The sequence below is a fragment of the Thalassobacter sp. HA4-2 genome, assembly GCF_055693705.1.
In genome coordinates, this window is record NZ_JBVFUK010000001.1 from 2,432,486 (window position 1) to 2,453,388 (window position 20,903).

Genomic DNA, 20,903 nt, shown 5'->3' on the forward strand with positions numbered 1-20,903 from the left:
ACGGTTTTCGTTCATACGGATCAGCCAATGGAGACGAGCATGAAACGCAGCACCACCGCGATCGGATTGACACTTGCCGCCGTTCAGGGCCTGACCGCCACCGCCGCCGCGGCAGACGCCAGTTGGGACCTGCTGCGCGGGGTCGAGGTCGAAGAGATCGTCGGCGACAACTCCTACGAGGTGCGCAAGATCTTTCCGGCAGCCATCGAAAACGGCGTGGAACAATTTGATATCTCTGGATATGTTGTGGGCCTTTGGCAGGAGGGTCAGGTCGAAGAGTTCATCTTGATCTCTGACATGGGTTTCTGCCCCTTCTGCGGCGACCCGGAACACGGCACCGCGCTGCCGGTGGTTTTGGACGTGCCCGCTGACGGTCTGGAGGAAGGCCAGCGCATCACCCTGCGCGGCGCGCTGGAACCCGTGACCGACCCCGAAACCACACAATCGGCCCGGCTGACGGCGGCGCGCATCCTGCGCTGAACCGCTCGATTGACCCTAGGCACTTTATCCGCTACGCCCCGTGGTACTTGCACAAAGGCAGGGCACCGATGACGGGACGCGCGGAAACCATTGCGTCCCAACACTTCGCGCGACACGGCAATGGGGCCAAGACCGCGCCGTAACGGGACACATATGACCACTTTTTCCGACCTCAATCTGGACCCCAAGGTCCTAAAGGCCATCGACACCGCTGGCTACACCCACCCCACCCCGATTCAAGAAGGCGCGATTCCCCCTGCCCTGGAAGGCAAGGATGTGCTGGGCATTGCGCAGACAGGCACCGGCAAGACTGCATCCTTCACCCTGCCCATGATCACGCTGCTGGGCAAAGGCCGCGCACGGGCACGGATGCCCCGGTCGCTGGTCCTGTGCCCGACCCGTGAACTGGCCGCACAAGTTGCGGAAAACTTTGACATCTACGCCAAGGGCAGCCGCCTGAAAAAGGCCCTGCTGATCGGCGGCGTGTCCTTCAAGGAACAAGACCAGCTGATCGACCGGGGTGTCGATGTCCTGATCGCCACACCGGGCCGCCTGCTGGACCATTTCGAACGGGGCAAGCTGTTGCTGACCGGGGTCGAGATCATGGTGGTGGACGAGGCGGACCGGATGCTGGACATGGGGTTCATCCCCGATATCGAACGCATCTTCCAGATGACGCCCTTTACCCGCCAGACCCTGTTCTTCAGCGCCACCATGGCGCCCGAGATTGAGCGGATCACCTCCACCTTCCTGTCCGCTCCCGTGAAGATCGAGGTGGCGCGTCAGAACTCCACCTCCGACACGATCACGCAAGTGCTGGTCCAACACGATGCGCGCCGCCGCGACGTGGCGTTCAAGGACAAACGCGAGATCCTGCGCGCCATCATCGAGGCCGAGGGCGAGAAATGCCGCAATGCGATCATCTTCTGCAACCGCAAGGTGGATGTGGATGTGGTGGCCAAGTCCCTGAAAAAGCACGGCTATAACGCTGAACCGATCCACGGCGATCTGGACCAGTCCCACCGGATGCGCACCTTGGATGGGTTCCGCGATGGGTCCTTGCGGTTCCTTGTGGCCTCTGACGTGGCGGCCCGTGGTCTCGATATCCCCAACGTGTCCCACGTGTTCAACTTCGACGTGCCCAGCCATGCCGAGGATTACGTGCACCGCATCGGGCGCACCGGGCGTGCGGGCAAGCTGGGGACCGCCTTCACCATCGCTGTGCCTGCGGATGACAAGTACCTGACCGCCATCGAGGCGCTGGTGGAACAGCCCATTCCGCGCGGTGAAAACCCGTGGAAAGGCCCGGAAAAGCGCACCACCACCCGGCGCAAGAAAACCGACGACGCCCCCAAGGCGGACGCGGCGGCCACAGCGCCTGCACCGGCCGAGGAGGCCCCCGCCGAAAAACCCGCCCGCGAAGAGCGCGCGCCGCGCAACGACACCGAGGGCGGCAGCCGGTCCCGTTCTGCGCGCGGTGGACGGTCCAGAGGGGGCCGTGGCCGCGATCAGGGGCGCAACGACACGCCCGTCGGATTGGGCGACCACATGCCCGATTTCATCGCCATGAGTTTTGAGGAACGCCGGGAGCAAGCCGCCTCCTGAGGCGCGGACACCGAAGACACAAGAAAAGGCCCGGTATGCACACCATACCGGGCCTTTTTCATTGCCCTACGGACAGTGTTAAGTCTGCGCCGACGTCATTGGTCCGCAAGGGCCCTATTCGGCAATCAGGCGCGTGACCAAAACGGTGACTTCGGGCTTTTTGCCCAGCTGCTCGTTGCAGACCATCCGGACGTGACGCTTGACGGTTTCCTCGATCTTGTCGTCATCCCGCGCGATCTTGCGGGTCACACGGCCCAAAGCCTCTGCCAATTCTTCCTCGATCAGATCAACCATGGGCGCGCCGCGTTTGCCCTTTTCGGCCAGGCCGCGCAGATCGACCCACGCGTCCTCCAGCACCTCGTCGTCGTCTTCCACCACCACGGCCACGACCACGTGACCGTTCAGGGCCATCTTCAAGCGATCGCGGACCACGCCGTCGAACTGCCCCACATGGGCCGCGCCATCCAGATAAACGCGGCCTGTGTCCACATGGCCCACCACCGTGGGGGCATTGCCGGACAGGTCGACCATGGTGCCATTGGGCGCCAGAACACCCACACGGCCATTGGCATTGGCCAGCTTGGTGTGTTCGCGCAGGTGGCGGTGTTCGCCGTGCATGGGGACAACCAGTTGCGGGTTCACAATCTCGGTAATCTTTTCCAGATCAGGCCGGTTGGCGTGGCCGGAGACATGGTAAAGGCCATCGGCATCGGTCACCACGTCCACCCCCATTTCCGAAAAGTTGTTCATGATCTGGGCAACGCCCTTTTCATTGCCCGGAATGGTCTTGGACGAGAACAGGAAGGTATCGCCTTCTTTCAACTCGATCCCCAGAAACTTGCCCCGGGACAGCTGTGCGCTGGCGGCGCGGCGTTCGCCCTGGGATCCCGTGGCCAGCACCAGCAGGTTTTCGCGCGGGATGTTCTTGGCATCCTCTGGCGAGACCACGGCGGGGAAATCCGTCAGGATCCCCTCTTGGATGGCGGCCTCGGTCATACGCTTCATGGCGCGGCCCAGCAGAACGATAGAGCGGCCCGCAGCATGCCCCGCCTCTGCGATGGTTTTCAGCCGCGCGATGTTGGAAGCAAAGGTGGTGGCCACGACCATGCCGGGTTGTTCCGCGATCAGCTTGGTAATCTCGGGGCCCACGGTGATCTCGGACCGGCCCGCATGGGGGCTGAACACATTGGTACTGTCACAGACCAGCGCGCGGACACCCGACTTGGACACTTCGGCCCATAGGTCTGGATCGAACGCCTCGCCCACCACGGGGTTTTCGTCCAACTTGAAATCGCCCGTGTGGATCACGCGGCCCTCGGGGCTGTCGATGATCAGGCTGCCGCTTTCGGGGATGGAGTGGCTGATGGGCAGGAAACTGACCGTGAAGGGGCCGGCCTGCACCGTTTCGGGGTAGGTTTCGACAACATTCACGTTCTTGGGGTCCTGGCCCTGTTCCTGCATCTTGCGCCGCGCGATGTTGGCGGTGAAGGGGCGGCAGTACACAGGCGCGCCAAGGTGGCGGTACATGTGGCCGATGCCGCCCACGTGGTCCTCGTGGGCGTGGGTGATGAACACGGCGTCCAGCCGGTCGGCGCGGTCGGCCAGCCAGGACACATCAGGCAGGATCACATCCACCCCGGGCGTGCTGTCCATGTCCGGGAAGGCGATCCCGATGTCCACCAGGATGAAACGCTCTTTCCCCTCGGGGCCATAGCCATAGAGGTAGGCATTCATTCCGATTTCCCCGGCTCCACCAAGGGGCAGGTAGATCAGGCGGTCATTAGGCATCAGGTTTCCAGTACTCGGTTGTAGGCGTGGATCACGGTCAGCCCGTGAATGGTCAGGTCTTCTTCAAAATGGTCAAATAGCGCCTCTGCCGCTTGGAACAACGGCGCGAGGCCCCCTGTGGCGATGACGCGCATCGGGCGGCCATGCTCGGCCCGGATCTGGGCGGTGATTTCCTTGATCAATCCCACATAGCCCCAGAATACGCCAGACTGCATACAGGCCACCGTATTGGTGCCGATGATCTTGCTGGGCTGGCTGATGTCCACGTGGGGCAAGGCGGCGGCGGCGCGGTGCAGCGCCTCTAGGGACAGGTTGACGCCCGGGGCAATCACGCCGCCGATATAGGCGCCATCGTGGTCCACCACGTCAAAGGTCGTCGCGGTGCCAAAGTCCACCACGATCAGGTCGCCCCCGTGGCGATCAAACCCGGCAACCGTGTTCACAAGGCGGTCCGGGCCCACGGCGGTGCCGGGGTCCACGCGGACCTCGACCGGCAGGGCACAGCCCGGTTTGCCCACCACCAGCGGGCGGCAGTCAAAGTAACGGTCGCACAGCACGCGCAGGTTGAACACCACGCGCGGCACAGTAGAGGAGATGATGGCATCGGTGATTGTGGCCTTGATCCCGCTGAGGTCAATCAGGGTGTTCAGCCAGACGAAATACTCGTCCGCCGTGCGCTGGTGACGGGTGGACGTGCGCCATTGCCCGATCAGGGTCGCCCCATCCCAGATCGAAAACACGGTGTTCGTGTTGCCGCAGTCCATGGCCAAAAGCATCCCCGGCCCCCTTAGAAAAACACATCGCCCGCAGTGATGACCTGCGGGCCTTGGGCGGTGCGTAGCACCAGATTGCCCTGTTCGTCTACATCTTGGAACGTGCCGCGATGGGTGTCGCGCATGGTGCGGGCGGTGATGACCTCGCCCAGTTTGGCGGCCCGGGCCAGCCAGGCAGTGCGGATGGGGGCAAAGCCTTGGGTGGTAAACTGCCCTTCGTAGTGGGCAAAGGCGGGGGCAAGGGCGTCGAGGAAATCCTCGGGCGTGACCTGCGCGCCGATGTCCGACAGGGCGACGGGGGGCAGCGCGCCTGCCTCTACCTCGCCCCTTGCGGGGGCGGCGGCAAGGTTGACGCCGATCCCGATGATCAGCGTCCCCGCCGGCCCGGTTTCCAACAGGATGCCCGCGACCTTGCCACCGTTCAGCAGCACATCATTGGGCCATTTGAGCGCGAAGCCATGGGTTCGGCCCGTCACGGTGACAAAGGCATCGTGCAGGGCAAGGGCGGCAATGAAACTGCGCAGGGCGAAGCCCGCCATGTCCCCATGGGGACGGTACACCAGAGAAGCGGCGAAATTGCCCGGGGGCGTGGACCACGCCCTGCCCCGCCTGCCCTTGCCTGCGGTCTGATCCAGCGCACAAATCCAGGTCGGCCCTGCGATCTGCGGCGCACGGCGCGCGGCCTCTTGGGACGTGCTGTCGATGGTGGGCAGGACCACGCGGTCCACACCCACGGGCCAAGCCATCATCTAGCGGACCAACGCCTCGGACGCGATGGCGGCCATGCCCTCGATCCCGAACAGGTTCACAACGCCCAGCACCATGGCCGCAGCACACACCGCCATGACGGCCCATTGCACCGTCGGCATCACGTTGTCCAACGGGTCACCATCGGACCCGAAGTACATGAAGAAGACGATGCGCAGGTAGTAGAACGCCCCGATCACAGACGCGATCACCCCAAGCACGGCCAGCCAGACAAGGCCCGCGTCCACCGCCGCTTGCAGCACGTACAGCTTGCCGAAGAAGCCGACCATGGGCGGGATGCCCGCAAGGCTGAACATCAGGACCAGCATGCACAGGGCCGCCGTGGGGTTGGATTTGGACAGCATGTTGAGGGACGAGATCTCTGTCACTTCTTCGCCGTTGCGGGTCATGCACAGGATGAAGGCAAAGGTGCCGATGTTCATGGTCACGTAGATCGCCATGTAGATCAGCATCGCCTGCACACCGCCCGCCGTACCGGCGGCCAGCCCCATCAGCGCGAAGCCCATATGCGCAATGGAGGAATAGGCCATCAGACGTTTGATGTCCTTTTGGCCAATGGCCGCAATAGCCCCAAGGAACATGGACACCACAGACAGCAGGGCCACGATCTGTTGCCAGTCCCCGACCACACCGCCAAAGGCATCGTGCACGACGCGGGCGAACAGGCCCATGGCCGCGACCTTGGGGGCCGTGGCAAAGAAGGCCGTGATCGGCGTGGGCGACCCTTCGTAAACGTCAGGGGTCCACATGTGGAACGGCGCAGCCGAGACCTTGAACGCCAGACCGGCGGACATGAAGACCAGACCGAACAGCAGGCCTAGGCCGATCTCCCCCTCGGCGGCTGCGATGATGCCTGCAAAGTTGGTTGTGCCCGCGAAGCCATAGGTCAGAGACGCGCCATAAAGCAGCAGGCCCGAGGACAGCGCGCCCAGCACAAAGTACTTCAGCCCCGCTTCGGTGGACCGAGTGCTGTCCCGGCGCAAGGACGCCACGACGTAAAGTGCGAGGGATTGCAGCTCTAGCCCCATGTACAGGGACATCAGATCCCCGGCAGAAACCATCATCATCATCCCCACCACGGCCAGCGCGATCAGCAGGGGATATTCGAATTTCAGGATGCCGTTCTTGGTCATGTAGTCTTGGGACAGGATCAGGATCGCCGCCGCCGACAGCAGGATCACCACCTTGGCAAAGCGGGCAAAGGCGTCGTCCACGAACATGCCGTTGAACGCCACGCTGGTGCCCGACCCGGACACGCCGATCCAGAAGGCCAATCCGGTGAACAGGGCCGCCGTGGCCCACAAAAGCGTGCCCGCTAACCCGTCCTTGGACGTGTAGACCGCCACCAACAGCGCGCCCATCGCCCAAAGCGACAGGATGATTTCGGGCATAATGACAGAGAGGTCGCCTGCTTGCATCGGACCGGCTCCTTAATGGGCTGCGTGCATCACAGCCAAGGGGCTGTCTGCAACGGCTAGGGTGTATTGGTTCACGAGCGCCTCGACCGAGGGCCCGATGATATCAAGAATGGGGGCGGGGTAGACGCCCAGCACCAGTGTGGCGATGACCAGTGGCGCAAAGATCGCACGTTCCCGGCGGGTCATGTCGGTGATGGATTTCAGGCTCTCCTTGATCAGGTCGCCCCAAACCACCCGGCGATATAGCCACAGGGCATAGGCCGCCGACAGGATCACACCCGTGGTGGCGATGGCCGCAATCCACGTGTTCACTTGGAACAGGCCCATCAGCACAAGGAATTCGCCCACAAACCCAGAGGTGCCCGGCAGACCGACGTTGGCCATGGTGAACAACATGAACACCGCCGCATAGGCCGGCATGCGGTTCACAAGGCCCCCGTAGGCGTCAATCTCGCGGGTGTGCATCCGGTCGTAGATCACGCCCACACATAGGAACAACGCGCCCGAGACAAAGCCGTGGCTGATCATCTGGAAAATCGCACCGTCAATGCCCTGTTGGTTGGCGGCAAAGATACCGGCGGTGACATACCCCATGTGGGCGACCGAACTGTAGGCGATCAGTTTCTTCATGTCTTCCTGCATCAGCGCGACCAAAGACGTGTAGACAATCGCAATCACCGACAGCCACATCACAAGCGGGGCCAACAGGTCGGACGCAACAGGGAACATGGGCAGCGAGAACCGCAGGAACCCATAGCCCCCCATCTTCAGCAGGATGGCCGCCAGAACCACCGATCCGGCGGTGGGGGCCTGCACGTGGGCATCGGGCAACCAAGTGTGCACCGGCCACATGGGCATTTTTACCGCAAAGGACGCGAAGAAGGCGAACCACAGCAGCGTCTGCATCCCGCCAATGATGCTGAAGCCCAGAACCGACACGCTGTCCGTGCTGAAGTTATGGGCCATCAGCGTCGGGATATCCGTGGTGCCCGCGTCCAGATACATGGCCACCATGGCCACCAGCATCAGGACAGACCCCAACAGGGTATACAGGAAGAACTTGAACGACGCATAAATGCGGTTCGCCCCGCCCCAGATGCCAATGATCAGGAACATCGGGATCAGACCAGCCTCGAAGAACAGGTAGAACAGGATCAGGTCCAGCGCCGAGAAGACGCCGATCATCAGCGTTTCAAGGATCAAAAGCGCGATCATGTAGTCCTTGACCCGGTGCGTCACATCCCAGCACGCGGCAATCACCAGCGGCATCAGGAAGGTCGTCAGCATGATGAACAGGATCGAAATGCCGTCCACGCCCATCTTGTAGTTCAGGCCCAACAGCCACTCGCGCTCTTCCACGAACTGAAAGCCGGTGTTGCTGGGGTCGAAGCCCGCCAGCAGGAACAACGAGATCAGGAAGGTGATCGAGGTCGCCCCAAAGGCCAGCCACTTGGCGTTCTTTTGGGCCGCAGCGTCGTCGCCGCGCAGGAACAGCGCCATGATCAGCGCCGCAACCATGGGCGCGAACGTCACGATGGAGAGAAGATTGCTTTCCATTAGTTCGCCCCTCCGACGAGCGTCATGTAGGTGATAAGCACCACGATCCCGATGACCATGGCAAAGGCATAAGTGTAGATGTAACCGGACTGGACCCGTCCGGCGAGGCGGGTGAAGAAGGGGATGACCCCCATGGCCAACCCGTTGATCCCACCGTCAATCACTGCCGTATCGCCCTTTTTCCAAAGGAAACGACCGATGGCCTTGGAGGAGCGGACGAACAGGATGTCGTAGACCTCGTCAAAGTACCATTTGTTCAGCAGGAACAGATACAGGGGGCGCAGGTTCTCGGCCCAGACGCCCGGCAGATGCGGGGATTTGATGTAGGCGACCCATGCGCCAAGGAACCCAAGGACCATGGCCACAAAGGGGGCCAGCTTGACCCAGACCGGCACCTTGTGGGCGTCGTCGATCAGGGTGTTGCCCTCGCCCACGTAGATCGCGCCCTCGCCCGGGATTTGGACCGGACGGTCATAGGCGTGATCGTCGCCCGCGGCATAGGCCGGGGCCACAAGTCCGATGGGTGTGACGGCGTGTTGTTCGGCGTGCGAGATGCCGAAGTACTTGTCCACCTTTTCCTGACTGCCGAAGAAGCCGCCGTAAAACACCATGCCCGAGAAGATCGCGCCCACGGCCAGAACGGCCAACGGAACGGTCATCACGGCCGGGGATTCATGGGCGTGATCGTGGGTGTGTTTGTTGCCCCGCGCCTCGCCGTAGAAGGTCAGGAACATCAGACGCCAGCTGTAGAAACTGGTCATCAACGCCGCGACCACCAGCATCCAGAAGGCATAGCCGCCAGCGGTGCCCGCATACGCGCTTTCGATGATCGCATCCTTGGACACAAACCCGGCAAACCCCACGGGGAAGCCCACATACAGCAGCGGGATGCCTACACCCGTAATCGCCAGCGTGCCGATCATCATCGCCCAGAACGTGTAGGGGATCTTTTTGCGCAAGCCACCATAGTTCCGCATGTCTTGTTCATGGTGCATCGCGTGGATCACCGACCCTGCCCCAAGGAACAGCATCGCCTTGAAAAACGCATGGGTCAGCAGGTGGAACATGGCGACCGAATAGACGCCGAGGCCCGCCGCCACGAACATATAACCCAGCTGGGAACAGGTCGAATAGGCAATGACGCGTTTGATATCGTTCTGCACCAGACCCACCGTGGCGGCAAAGAAGGCCGTGGTCGCCCCAAGGAAGACCACAAAGGCCATGGCCGCATCGGCAAATTCCATCAGCGGCGACATCCGGCACACAAGGAAAACGCCCGCCGTCACCATGGTCGCGGCGTGGATCAGGGCGGACACGGGCGTGGGCCCCTCCATCGCGTCGGGCAGCCAGGTGTGCAGGAACAATTGCGCCGATTTGCCCATGGCCCCCACGAACAGCAGGAAGGCAATCAGGTTCGCCGCGTTCCACGTGGTCCATAGGAAGGTGATCTCGGTCTCTGCAATCGTGGGGGCGGCGGCAAAGATATCGTCGAAGTTGATGCTGTCGGTCAGCAGGAACAGCCCGAAGATGCCAAGGGCAAAGCCAAAGTCGCCCACACGGTTGACGATAAACGCCTTCATGGCCGCCGCGCTGGCGCTTGGTTTTTCCAGTAGAACCCGATCAAAAGGTAGGACGCGACGCCCACCCCTTCCCAGCCGAAGAACATCTGCACAAGGTTGTCAGAGGTCACCAGCATCAGCATCGCAAAGGTGAAGAACGACAGGTAGGCAAAGAAGCGCGGCTTGTAGGTCTCGCCCTCTTTCCACTGGGGGTCGTGATCCATGTAGCCGAAGGAATACAGATGCACGAGGGCCGACACCGTGGTGATCACGATCAGCATGGTGGCCGTCAGGCGGTCCATGCGAATGGCCCAATCCGTGGACAGGCTGCCGCTTTCAATCCAGCGCAGGATGTTGGTCGTCTCGGTCACGCCGTCATGGGTCAGGAACACGATCCACGACAGAAAGGCCGCAACGAACAGCCCCCCCGTGGCGACCCACATGGCGGCGGTTTCACCGATGAATTTCCAGCCGAACCCACAAATCAGCGCGCAGACGAGGGGCAAAAAGAGGATGAGGATTTCCATGTGATCAGCCCTTCATCACGTTGACGTCTTCAACCGCGATGGTGCCACGGTTGCGGAAGAAACAGACGAGGATGGCAAGGCCAATCGCGGCCTCGGCGGCGGCAACGGTCAGGACGAACAAGGTAAACACCTGCCCCGTCAGGTCCCCCAGAAAGGCCGAAAAGGCGACAAGGTTGATATTTACCGCCAGCAGCATCAGCTCGATGCTCATCAGAATGATGATCACGTTCTTTCGGTTCAAAAACAGTCCGAAAATCCCGATCACAAACAGGGCGGCTGCCACTGTCAGGTAGTGTTCCAGTCCGATCATTGTCGTCCCTCCGGGGCGGTTGCCCCATCGTCTTTGGACCCTTGAGGCCCGGTTATTGCGTGCGCCCAAATTTTCGTACAGAAAATTTGAATGCGCTTAGTTCAAAGCGAAGGGCGTCTGAGCCCCCCGCAGGTCTGGATAGGCCGCGGCACAGCCACAGGGCTGCTGATCCACGGTCTCGATACGGGTGTCCTCGCCCACCGTCGCCAGATCATCGGCAAGGGCGGCAAGGGAAAACAGGGCCGGCGCCCGGCGGGCATGGCGATCAAACACCGCGCGGCCTGCGTCGATCCGGTCAAACAGGCGGTCCTTGATATTCTCTTCGCGCAGACGGCTGGTCAGAACGGCACCGGTTTCGCAATGGGCCACCTTGAGGTCGGTGTAGACGCCCTCCTGGCTCCACCACTCGACCCAAGCCACGTGGGACCCGCCCAAATCACGGTGCATCGCCTCGCCCCCATGGGACACATGGGTCGTGCGATTGCACGCCTCCAGCGTCAGGGCCGAGGCCGGAGAGGCCACCGCAAGGGATATGAGCGCGCATCGGATCACGGCTACAGCCCCTGCCCCGGTTTGACGTCCTTGATTTCCATCGTCCTGGCCGGGTCGCGCCACATCTGTTGCATCACGTTCTGGCGCTTGACGTCGGACCGGTGGCGCAGGGTCAGCACGATCGCACCGATCATCGCCACCAGCAGGATCAGGCCCGAAAGTTGGAACAGCAGGAAGTAATCGTCGTACAACACCAAACCCAAGGCGGCGGTGTTCTCGACCTCGCCGGGCTGGATCTCGCCCAGGTTGGCCGCAACGGTCAGCCCATCCGTGACCTGCCAGACCCCAAAGGCCATGGACAGTTGCATCAACAGAACCACGCCGATCAATCCGGCCAACGGGATGTAGCGGGCCATTTCAGCCTTCAACGCCTCGAAGTCGATGTCCAGCATCATCACCACGAACAGGAACAGCACCGCCACCGCGCCCACGTAGACGATGATCAACAGCATCGCCACAAACTCTGCCCCCAACAGGACAAACAGGCCCGCCGTGGACAGGAACGTCAGGATCAACCACAGGACCGAATGGACGGGGTTGCGCGCCACCACGACAAACAACCCGGCGGTCACAACGATGATCGAAAAGAAATAGAAGGTGATTTCTGCGAGTGTCATGTCGCCTCTCCGTCCGGTTCGTCCAGAACTTGGGTCGCAAGCTCCATCGCTTTGTTCATGGCGGGCACACCGCCAAACATCGCCATCATGCCAATGCACTCGGCGATCTCTTGATGACTGGCCCCGGCCTCGCGCAGATGACGCACGGTCAGACGCACCTGCGCCTCGGCCTGCGCGCCGTGGATGGTCAGACCGGCCAAGGTCAAAAGCAGCTTGGTCTTGGCGTCCAACCCCTCGGGGCTGGCCCCCTTGCCCAAGGTCGCCTCCATCATTTCGGCGGGCATGGTGGGCCAGAGTTTTTCAAACCCTTGGGGCGTGAAATGCTCTAGCGCCGGGTTCATCGCCTTGGCCATGGCCTGGGATTGTTCCAGAAAGGCCGCAAAGGGGTTCTTGGGATCAATCATCGGTAGGGCGCGTCCATCTCTAGGTTTTTGGCGATCTGCGCCTCCCACCGCTCCCCGTTGTCGAGCAGTTTGTCCTTGTCGTAGAACAGCTCTTCGCGGGTCTCGGTGGCGAATTCGAAATTGGGGCCTTCGACGATGGCGTCCACGGGGCAGGCCTCTTGGCAGAACCCGCAATAGATGCACTTGGTCATGTCGATATCATAGCGCGTTGTACGGCGGCTGCCGTCCTCGCGCGGTTCTGCATCAATGGTGATGGCCTGCGCGGGGCACACAGCCTCGCACAGCTTGCACGCGATGCAGCGTTCCTCGCCATTGGGATAGCGGCGCAGGGCATGTTCGCCCCGAAACCGTGGCGACAAGGGCCCCTTTTCGTGGGGGTAGTTCACCGTCGCCTTGGGGGCAAAGAAATACTTCATCCCCAATTTGAAGCCCTGCCAGATATCCTGCAGAAAGAAATACTTAACCGCGCGTCCGTAGTCGATCTGGCTCATATTACGCTCCCATCGCGAACCGGGCCCAGAAGGCCCCGAACACTTCGAATTTGGCAAGGAATGCTACGATCACGACCCAGGCCAGCGACAGGGGCAGGAAGACTTTCCAGCCGATGCGCATCAGTTGGTCGTAGCGGTAGCGGGGCACGATGGCCTTCACCATCGCAAACAGGAAGAAGAAGAACGCCATCTTCAGCACCATCCACCATGGCCCATCGGCCACGCCGGGGATGGGCGACAGCCAGCCGCCAAAGAACAGCAGGGTCATCAGGGCGCACATCAGGAAGATGGCAAGGTATTCCCCAGCCATGAACAGCAGGAACGGGGTAGAGGAGTATTCGACCTGGTAGCCCGCCACCAGTTCCGACTCCGCCTCGGGCAGGTCGAAGGGGGGCGGTTGGTTTCAGCCAAGGCGCTGATGAAGAACAGGAACACCATGGGGAAGTGCGCCAGCCAGAACCAGCCAAAGATGCCATAGCCCGTGTCCTGCGCGGCCACGATCTGGCCGAAGTTCAGGGACCCCGCCGAGATGATCACCCCGATGATGATCAACCCGATGGACACTTCGTAGGAAATCATCTGTGCCGCTGACCGCAGGGAGCCGAGGAAGGGGTATTTCGAGTTCGACGCCCAGCCGCCCATGATCACGCCGTAAACCTCAAGGCTGCCGATGGCGAAGATATAGAGCACGGCGACGTTGATGTCGGCGACAGCCCAGCCTTCGTTGAACGGAATCACCGCCCAGGAAATCAGCGCCAGAACAAATGCCAGCATCGGGGCCAGCATGAACACCGTGCGGTCGGCGCCTGCCGGGATCACGATTTCCTTGAACACGTATTTCAGGAAATCCGCGATAATCTGCAGCAGACCCCAGGGCCCCACCACGTTGGGGCCGCGCCGCATCTGGACCGCAGCCCAGATCTTGCGGTCCCCATAAACCAGGAAAATCAAGGAGATCATCACAAATGCAACCACGCCCAGCACTTGCGCTAGGATGATCAGGGCGATGCCCCCGGGTGTGTTCAAAAAATCGGCCATGGTCGTGTCGCGTCCCTATACCGTCGGTATGCCTTGTTCGATGCAGTGGGCGAGCGTGACTTCGGCGTCGATCGTTCGTAGCCCACGGGGCAGGTCTGGCGAGATGGTGTAAACCGCATCCCCCGTCCAAACGCCACCCTCATTGTATACCTGTGTGCGCACATGCCGCGCAAAGCCGTAGCCCCGGATCCGCGCGTATTGCGCAGCGGCGCATTCGGCGTAATCGGCCACATCCGCATTGGTGCGGGCCCCTTGCATTTGTACGATGAAATTCACCAGGTCGTCGTCCAGTAGTCTTGTGTCCAACCCCATGTAGACGGGCTGGAAGTAGTCTTGCGTTGCGGGCGGGGGCGTCGGGGTGCAGGCGGTCAGAACCAACACCCCGGCAAGCGCCACGTGGCGCCCCCGTCCCATGATTTACTCCGCCGCCAAGGGCGTCTCGGCCCGGGCGCGCGCGTTGGCGGACAGCTCCGCCATCAGCTGGCTTGCGCGGGCGATGGGGTTGGTCAGGTAAAAATCCTTGATCGTCGGCAGGAAGTCTGCGGTGCCAAGGGTGTCTTGGGCCAGGGCCTCCCCCTCGTTGGCGGGCACCTCGTCAATGCGGGCCAGATGGGGGTGCGCCTTGATCAACGCGGTGCGCAGGGCAGCAAGGCTGTCGAAGGGCAGGGCCGTGCCCATTTCGCCTGACAGCGCCCGCAGGATCGCCCAGTTTTCCTTGGCCTCGCCGGGGGCAAAGCCTGCGCGCATGGCCAGTTGCGGCCGGCCTTCGGTGTTCACGAACAGGCCGTTTTCCTCGGTATAGGCGGCGGCGGGCAGGATCACATCGGCCCGGTGCGCGCCCCGGTCCCCGTGGGACCCTTGGTAGATCACGAACGCACCGGGGGCGATTTCGACCTCGTCCGCGCCCAGGGAATAGATCACGTCTGCCCCGTCCATGGCGGCCATACCGCCTTGGGTGGTGGCATCCACATCCATGGCCCCGACCCGCGCTGCCGCGGAATGCAGGACCAACATCTTGGCTCCCAGGGATTGCGCCTTGGCCAGCACCGCCAGCCCATCCGCCTCGCGCAGGGCCCCTTGGCCGACGATCACCAGATCGAATGAACCGGCCTTGGCCAGCGCCGCACGATCCGTGCCCAGATGGGTGTGGTCATAGGTCAGATCCGCCGCGGGGCCGACCAGCGACACATCGGTGCCATTGATCCACGCCTTGCGGATGCGGGCGTTCAGGACCGGCGCCTCGATCGCGGGGTTGCTGCCCACCAACAGGATGGTCTTGGCATCCTCGATATCCTCGATGGTGGCGGTGCCCACATAGGCCGCGCGGTTGCCCGCAGGCAGGCGGGCGTTGTCGGTGCGACATTCCACAGAACCGCCCTGCCCTTCGATCAACTGTTTCAGGGCATAGACCGCCTCGACCGGGGCCAGATCACCGATCAGACCCATGGGGGCCTTGGCCCCGGACAGGGCCTTGGCCGCCAGACCAAGCGCCTCGGGCCACGTGGAAGGCCGCAACTTGCCGTTTTCGCGGACGTACGGTTTATCCAGACGCTGGCGGCGCAGGCCATCCCACACGAACCGCGTCTTGTCGGAAATCCATTCCTCGTTCACGCCATCGTGGTTGCGGGGCAGGAAGCGCATGACTTCGCGCCCCTTGGTGTCCACCCGGATGTTGGACCCAAGCGCGTCCATCACGTCGATGCTTTCGGTCTTGGTCAATTCCCAAGGCCGCGCGGTAAAGGCATAGGGTTTGCTGACCAGCGCCCCCACGGGGCACAGGTCAATGATGTTGCCCTGCAGGTTGGAATTCAGCGTCTCGCCCAGATAGGACGTGATTTCGGCGTCTTCGCCGCGTCCCGTTTGGCCCATCTGGGTGATGCCCGCGACCTCGGTCGTGAAGCGCACGCAGCGGGTGCAGGAAATGCAGCGGGTCATATGGGTCTCGACCAAGGGGCCAAGGTCCAGATCGACCGTGGCGCGCTTGGGCTCGCGGAAGCGGCTGAAGTCCACCCCGTAGGCCATGGCCTGGTCCTGCAGGTCACATTCGCCGCCCTGATCGCAGATCGGGCAGTCCAGCGGGTGGTTGATCAGCAAAAACTCCATCACCCCCTCGCGGGCCTTCTTGACCATGGGGGAGTTCGTCTTGACCACAGGCGGCTGCCCTTCGGGACCCGGGCGCAGGTCCTTGACCTGCATCGCGCAGCTGGCGGCGGGTTTCGGCGGGCCGCCCACCACCTCGACCAGACACATGCGGCAGTTGCCCGCGATGGACAGGCGTTCGTGATAACAGAACCGAGGCACCTCGATCCCCGCCTCTTCGCAGGCTTGGATCAGGGTCATCGCGCCGGGCACTTCCACTTCGTGCCCGTCGATCATGATCTTGCGCAGGTCGCTCATCGCGTCTCTCCACTTGGTCGTGCCGGGGTCTGTCCCGGCGGTGGTCATTCGGTCCCGAGGGGGCGCTACCGCTTCGTGCAGCGGCCCGCAAGGGTCAGTGTGTCGTCATCGGCGACCGTCACGGCCTCCGGGTCTTGGTCGGGGCCGGTGGTCCAGTCCGTATCGGATGCGCCGTAGGCCCCGATGCAATACTTGGTGGCCTCGAACCGCCCGGCCTCCAGGGCGGCGGGGATGTTCTGGCTGGCCTGTCGCACGGTCACGGTAAAGGCCCGGCGGTCGTCACGGTCCGCTTGCAGGCGCGCGCGGAAATAGATGTCGGCAAAGGTGACGCGATCGGACCGCAGGCCCGCGCCCAGGCTGGTGCCAAACAAGCCCTGCCCCGTGCCACAGGCGGACACGATCAGGCATAGGCCAAGAGCGGCAGTCAAACGGATCATTCTGTCACCTCGATCAGCAGGGCCCCAATGGCCGTCCCAGCCGCCATTTCGGCGCGGCCCGCGGCGCAGACCACCGCTTGCTCGGACCCATCGGCCAGATCATGCTTGGCCATGAAATCCGCCTGCATCTGCGCCATCTGCGGGGCCGGGTCGATCATGCGTGCCTCCAAGTTGTCGGGGGTAAACCCATCTTCTGTGAGACGAACCAACACATCCTCGGTCCGTTCCATGATCCGGGGCGGATTGATCGACAGGGCATCACAATGCACCGCAAGGGTCTGGGCCGTGGTCGTTTCCATCACCGTTTCGACAAAGTAGTCGGGCGCGGGCACCTTGTCCTCGGCCAATGCGGGCAGGCAGGACGCAGCAAAGATCAACGCGGGGATCAAGATGGCGCGGATCATAGGATCGCCCCCGTGACCGCAACACCGATCAACCCGAGGCAGGCAAACATGCCCACTGCGAAACAGGCCGACCGCGCGCCCTCGTTCACTGTGGCGATATGCACATAGGCCATGGCCAGACGCGCCACCAGAAACACAGAGGCCAGCACGTTCACCGCCATGGGTGACGCCCCCACCAGCACCGCCACAAGGGTCGCGCCCATGAAGGGTCCTGCATTGTCCACGGCATTGGCGAACGCCCGTTCCGACCGGTACCAGCGGTTGGCATAGTCGCGCTTGGGCTTGCCACATTCCGCGCGCGCGTCGGGCGTGCGACCGCGCGTCGAGGTCAGCCCCAACACAAGGATCAGCAACCCATACAGCGCCACCGCCGCAAGGGCGTGGCCATATGCGTCTGCGTCGATCATTCAGCCGCCACAGGGATGGTACGCCCGGCCTTCTGGGCCTTGATCCGTTCCTCGATCTCGGGGCGGAAGTTGCGGATAAGCCCCTGTATCGGCCACGCCGCCGCGTCCCCAAGGGCGCAGATCGTGTGACCCTCGACCTGTTTGGTCACGTCCCACAGCATGTCGATCTCGGCCTCGTCGGCCTCGCCGCGCACCAGACGGTCCATCACGCGCATCATCCAGCCCGTGCCCTCGCGGCAGGGGGTGCACTGGCCGCAGGATTCGTGCTTGTAGAACTTGGACAGACGCCAGATCGCCTTGATGATGTCGGTGGACTTGTCCATCACGATCACCGCCGCCGTGCCAAGCCCAGACCCCAGATCATTGCGCAGGTAGTCGAAATCCATGATCGCGTCCTGCATGTTCTCGCCGCGCACGCAGGGCACAGACGACCCGCCGGGGATCACGGCCAGCAGGTTGTCCCAACCGCCCCGGATGCCGCCGCAGTGCCGCTCGATCAACTCTTCAAAAGAGATGCTCATGGCCTCTTCGACCACACAAGGCCGGTTCACATGGCCAGAGATCGCAAACAGCTTGGTGCCCGCGTTGTTGGGGCGACCAAACTGGCTGAACCAATCGGCCCCGCGCCGCAGGATCGTGGGCACAACGGCGATGGATTCCACATTGTTCACCGTGGTCGGACAGCCATAGAGCCCCGCGCCCGCCGGGAACGGCGGCTTCATCCGCGGCATCCCCTTCTTGCCCTCAAGGCTTTCGAGCAGCGCGGTCTCTTCGCCGCAGATATAGGCGCCCGCGCCGTGGTGCAGGTAGATGTCGAAATCCCAACCCGACTTGCAGGCGTTCTTGCCCACCAGACCGGCGGCATAGGCCTCGTCAATCGCAGCCTGCAGCGCCTCTTTCTCGCGGATGTATTCGCCGCGAATGTAGATGTAGCACGCGTGCGCCTGCATGGCGAAGGACGCGATCAGGCACCCTTCGATCAGGGTGTGGGGATCATGGCGCATGATCTCCCGGTCCTTGCAGGTGCCCGGCTCGGATTCGTCGGCGTTGACCACCAGATAGGACGGACGCCCATCGCTTTCCTTGGGCATGAAGGACCACTTCAGACCCGTGGGAAACCCGGCGCCACCTCGGCCCCGCAGGCCAGAGGCCTTCATGATCTCGACGATCTTGTCGCGGCCCAGACCGATCAGGTCCTTGGTGCCATCCCAATGGCCCCGCGCCTGCGCGCCGGCCAGAGTGCGGTCGTGCATCCCGTAGATGTTCGTAAAGATCCGGTCCTGATCTTGCAGCATGGTCGTTCAGTCCTCATTGCGCTGGCGCGTGCGCCAGATGCCAAATCCTATAATCAGCGCCCAAGCGAACGCCGCGAGTGCCGCCATGTCGATCAGCAACAGGTAGCGGGTCGTAATCGCCCCTGTGCTGCCGAAATACTGCGCCCCCATCCAGATCAGCATCGTGGCGACAATCACAATGGCGATCAGTTGGCCCTGTTTGGCCTGTGGGTCGGGGGCGCGCTTGTTCATCAGCCCTTCTTACCGGACTTCTTCGAAAACTCCGTCTCGCCACCGGCGGCGAGGATCTTGGCCTGTGCGACCCATTCGTCACGGGTCACACGCCCCTTGAATCCCTCAAGGTTCTGATCCACCCAGGCCACCTCGTCGGCACTCCAGCCTGCGATCTGGTCGAAATGGTAGAACCCAAGGCTGTTGCACAGCTTTTCCAGCTTTGGCCCCACGCCCTTGATCAGCTTCAGGTCATCGGCCTTGCCATCGCGCGCGGCCTCCAACGCCTCGGGGCGGGTGCCCTCGCCCTCAGGTTCGGGGGCAGGTTCGGCCGCAGGCGCGGCAGGCGTTTCCGCAGCCGGTTCAGGGGCTGCAACAGGCGCAGGTGGCGGTGCGGCGGGGGCCTCGGCCACAGGCGCGGCCGCAACCGGTGCCGCAGCAGCAGGCGCCGCCGCCTTGGGTGCTTCTGCTTTGGGCGCTTCGGCCTTGGGCGCGGGCGCGTTGATCGGCTGCACCTCGGACAGGGGTGTCAGCGGGCGACAGACCATCACGGTCAACACCACGCCCAACAGGGCGAACCCGAGAAACGCCATGAACACCGCCTGCAAAAAGGTCCAGCCCCCAAGGGACATCAACATCACAAGGATCACGGCGCCAAACAGCGCGGCTATCCCCCAGCAGACGACAGTGCAAAAGGCACTGCTTTGGTTATTGTTCATCGGATCACTCCCCATATTCAGTTGACGTCCCTAGTAGACGTCCCCCTTTTTAGCACGGGTCGCGAACTCTGTCTCCCCACCGGCGGCGAGGGTCTTGGCCTGCTCCACCCAAGTGTCCCGGGTCACGCGGCCCTTGAACCCTTCGAGGTTCTGATCCACCCACGCCACCTCGTCGGCGGTCCACTTGGCGATCTGGTCAAAGTGGTAGAAGCCCAGCGAATGGCACAGCTTTTCCAGCTTGGGGCCGATGCCCTTGATCAGCTTCAGATCATCCGGCTGGCCGCCGCGCGCCTCGGTCAGCGCCTCGGGCTTGGTGCCTTCGCTCGCGGGCGCTGCGGCGGGTGTCGCGGCAGGCTTGGGGTCAGGCTTGGCAGCGGGTTTCGCGGCGGGTTTCGCGCCCGTGTTCGCGGCGGGCTTCGACCCGGCAATCCACGGGGTCAACAGGGGCACTTCGGTCCCGTCGATCCGCTTTACCGTGTCCCCGATATCCTTGGCCAGCTGCACCGACGCGTTGTAGGTCGGCTTGCCCGCGTCGTATTCCTTCAGGCTGGTCAAACCGCCCAAGGGTTCCGCGGCATAGCGGCCGTTTTGGGGGCCCGGTGTGGGCACCTCGCCCGCGCGCAACTGATCAAGGATCTTGCCAAACCCCTCGGCGGTCAGATCCTCGTAGTAGTCCTTGCCGATCTGGGCCATGGGCGCGTTGGAACAGGACCCCAGACACTCCACCTCTTCCCAAGACAGCTTGCCATCCTCGGACAGCACATGGGGCTGGGCCGCGATCTTGTCCTTGCACACGGCAATCAGATCCTCGGCCCCGCAGATCATGCACGACAGGGTGCCGCAGACCTGAATATGCGCAACGCTGCCCACGGGCTGCAGCTGGAACATGAAGTAGAACGTGGCCACCTCGAGCGCGCGGATGTAGGCCATGTCCAGCATGCTTGCCACGTATTCGATGGCGGGCCGGGTCAACCAGCCCTCCTGTTCTTGCGCGCGCCAGAGCAGCGGAATGATGGCAGAGGCCTGCCGCCCCTCGGGGTACTTGGCAATCTGCCCCTCGGCCCAGGCCTGGTTGGCGGGCGTGAAGGCAAAGCTGTCGGGTTGGTCTTTGTGGAGGCGGCGGAGCATATCGTGTGTGTCCCTTAGG

The 20,903-nt window shown here is 62.8% G+C and carries 21 protein-coding genes and 2 pseudogenes; 2 read left to right on the forward strand and 21 right to left on the reverse strand.

Annotated features, from left to right (window positions below; translation table 11 throughout):
• Positions 1-39 precede the first annotated feature (39 nt).
• Positions 40-480 (forward strand): hypothetical protein, encoded by a 441-nt coding sequence (locus ACZ1G0_RS12230; RefSeq protein ID WP_472737189.1) that lies wholly within the window; start codon positions 40-42, stop codon positions 478-480.
• 153 nt (positions 481-633) lie between these two features.
• The gene (locus tag ACZ1G0_RS12235) at positions 634-2,085 is read left to right on the forward strand and encodes a DEAD/DEAH box helicase (RefSeq protein WP_472737190.1); all 1,452 of its coding nucleotides are present in this window, start codon (positions 634-636) and stop codon (positions 2,083-2,085) included.
• Between the two features lie 114 nt (positions 2,086-2,199).
• Here ACZ1G0_RS12235 and ACZ1G0_RS12240 read toward each other — a convergent pair whose 3' ends face one another.
• From ACZ1G0_RS12240 to nuoE, 21 genes and pseudogenes are all read right to left on the reverse strand, one after another.
• The gene (locus tag ACZ1G0_RS12240) at positions 2,200-3,873 is read right to left on the reverse strand and encodes a ribonuclease J (protein WP_472737191.1); all 1,674 of its coding nucleotides are present in this window, start codon (positions 3,871-3,873) and stop codon (positions 2,200-2,202) included.
• Positions 3,873-4,649 carry a type III pantothenate kinase gene (locus tag ACZ1G0_RS12245; protein ID WP_472737192.1) on the reverse strand — a complete coding sequence of 259 codons (777 nt, stop codon included), beginning with the start codon at positions 4,647-4,649 and terminating at the stop codon, positions 3,873-3,875. The genes ACZ1G0_RS12240 and ACZ1G0_RS12245 overlap by 1 nt, the downstream gene beginning before the upstream one ends.
• A gap of 11 nt (positions 4,650-4,660) precedes the next feature.
• Positions 4,661-5,395 carry a biotin--[acetyl-CoA-carboxylase] ligase gene (locus ACZ1G0_RS12250; protein WP_472737193.1) on the reverse strand — a complete coding sequence of 245 codons (735 nt, stop codon included), beginning with the start codon at positions 5,393-5,395 and terminating at the stop codon, positions 4,661-4,663.
• Entirely contained in the window at positions 5,396-6,832 is a 1,437-nt protein-coding gene (nuoN, locus tag ACZ1G0_RS12255; RefSeq protein ID WP_472737194.1) for an NADH-quinone oxidoreductase subunit NuoN, read from the reverse strand.
• Between the two features lie 12 nt (positions 6,833-6,844).
• Positions 6,845-8,389 carry an NADH-quinone oxidoreductase subunit M gene (locus ACZ1G0_RS12260; RefSeq protein ID WP_472737195.1) on the reverse strand — a complete coding sequence of 515 codons (1,545 nt, stop codon included), beginning with the start codon at positions 8,387-8,389 and terminating at the stop codon, positions 6,845-6,847.
• Positions 8,389-10,475: pseudogene (gene nuoL / locus ACZ1G0_RS12265) on the reverse strand (NADH-quinone oxidoreductase subunit L). The gene ACZ1G0_RS12260 and the pseudogene nuoL overlap by 1 nt, the downstream one beginning before the upstream one ends.
• A gap of 4 nt (positions 10,476-10,479) precedes the next feature.
• The gene (nuoK, locus tag ACZ1G0_RS12270) at positions 10,480-10,785 is read right to left on the reverse strand and encodes an NADH-quinone oxidoreductase subunit NuoK (RefSeq protein ID WP_472737196.1); all 306 of its coding nucleotides are present in this window, start codon (positions 10,783-10,785) and stop codon (positions 10,480-10,482) included.
• Between the two features lie 96 nt (positions 10,786-10,881).
• A complete protein-coding gene (locus ACZ1G0_RS12275) occupies positions 10,882-11,337 on the reverse strand; it encodes a hypothetical protein (protein ID WP_472737197.1) in 456 nt (151 codons plus the stop codon).
• Positions 11,338-11,339: 2 nt separating this feature from the next.
• Positions 11,340-11,954 carry an NADH-quinone oxidoreductase subunit J gene (locus tag ACZ1G0_RS12280; protein WP_472737198.1) on the reverse strand — a complete coding sequence of 205 codons (615 nt, stop codon included), beginning with the start codon at positions 11,952-11,954 and terminating at the stop codon, positions 11,340-11,342.
• Complete coding sequence (locus tag ACZ1G0_RS12285) at positions 11,951-12,358, reverse strand: carboxymuconolactone decarboxylase family protein (protein WP_472737199.1); 408 nt, start codon at positions 12,356-12,358, stop codon at positions 11,951-11,953. Before ACZ1G0_RS12285 ends, ACZ1G0_RS12280 begins: the two co-directional genes overlap by 4 nt.
• Positions 12,355-12,849 carry an NADH-quinone oxidoreductase subunit NuoI gene (gene nuoI, locus ACZ1G0_RS12290; protein ID WP_472737200.1) on the reverse strand — a complete coding sequence of 165 codons (495 nt, stop codon included), beginning with the start codon at positions 12,847-12,849 and terminating at the stop codon, positions 12,355-12,357. Before nuoI ends, ACZ1G0_RS12285 begins: the two co-directional genes overlap by 4 nt.
• Before the next feature lies 1 nt (position 12,850).
• A pseudogene (gene nuoH / locus ACZ1G0_RS12295) lies at positions 12,851-13,887 on the reverse strand (NADH-quinone oxidoreductase subunit NuoH).
• Between the two features lie 15 nt (positions 13,888-13,902).
• Entirely contained in the window at positions 13,903-14,301 is a 399-nt protein-coding gene (locus tag ACZ1G0_RS12300; RefSeq protein ID WP_472737201.1) for a hypothetical protein, read from the reverse strand.
• A 3-nt stretch (positions 14,302-14,304) separates the two neighbouring features.
• Positions 14,305-16,284 carry an NADH-quinone oxidoreductase subunit NuoG gene (gene nuoG, locus ACZ1G0_RS12305; protein ID WP_472737810.1) on the reverse strand — a complete coding sequence of 660 codons (1,980 nt, stop codon included), beginning with the start codon at positions 16,282-16,284 and terminating at the stop codon, positions 14,305-14,307.
• A gap of 65 nt (positions 16,285-16,349) precedes the next feature.
• Positions 16,350-16,721, reverse strand: coding sequence for a hypothetical protein (locus tag ACZ1G0_RS12310; protein WP_472737202.1), 372 nt, complete (start codon positions 16,719-16,721; stop codon positions 16,350-16,352).
• A complete protein-coding gene (locus ACZ1G0_RS12315; RefSeq protein ID WP_472737203.1) occupies positions 16,718-17,125 on the reverse strand; it encodes a DUF5333 family protein in 408 nt (135 codons plus the stop codon). Before ACZ1G0_RS12315 ends, ACZ1G0_RS12310 begins: the two co-directional genes overlap by 4 nt.
• Positions 17,122-17,532, reverse strand: coding sequence for an MAPEG family protein (locus ACZ1G0_RS12320; RefSeq protein ID WP_472737204.1), 411 nt, complete (start codon positions 17,530-17,532; stop codon positions 17,122-17,124). The genes ACZ1G0_RS12315 and ACZ1G0_RS12320 overlap by 4 nt, the downstream gene beginning before the upstream one ends.
• Positions 17,529-18,827, reverse strand: a complete 1,299-nt coding sequence (nuoF, locus tag ACZ1G0_RS12325) for an NADH-quinone oxidoreductase subunit NuoF (protein WP_472737205.1) — start codon at positions 18,825-18,827, stop codon at positions 17,529-17,531. Before nuoF ends, ACZ1G0_RS12320 begins: the two co-directional genes overlap by 4 nt.
• A 6-nt stretch (positions 18,828-18,833) precedes the next feature.
• Positions 18,834-19,058, reverse strand: coding sequence for a DUF5337 family protein (locus tag ACZ1G0_RS12330; RefSeq protein WP_472737206.1), 225 nt, complete (start codon positions 19,056-19,058; stop codon positions 18,834-18,836).
• Entirely contained in the window at positions 19,058-19,756 is a 699-nt protein-coding gene (locus ACZ1G0_RS12335) for an NADH:ubiquinone oxidoreductase (RefSeq protein WP_472737207.1), read from the reverse strand. Before ACZ1G0_RS12335 ends, ACZ1G0_RS12330 begins: the two co-directional genes overlap by 1 nt.
• A gap of 30 nt (positions 19,757-19,786) precedes the next feature.
• The gene (gene nuoE, locus ACZ1G0_RS12340) at positions 19,787-20,884 is read right to left on the reverse strand and encodes an NADH-quinone oxidoreductase subunit NuoE (protein ID WP_472737208.1); all 1,098 of its coding nucleotides are present in this window, start codon (positions 20,882-20,884) and stop codon (positions 19,787-19,789) included.
• Positions 20,885-20,903: the final 19 nt, after the last annotated feature.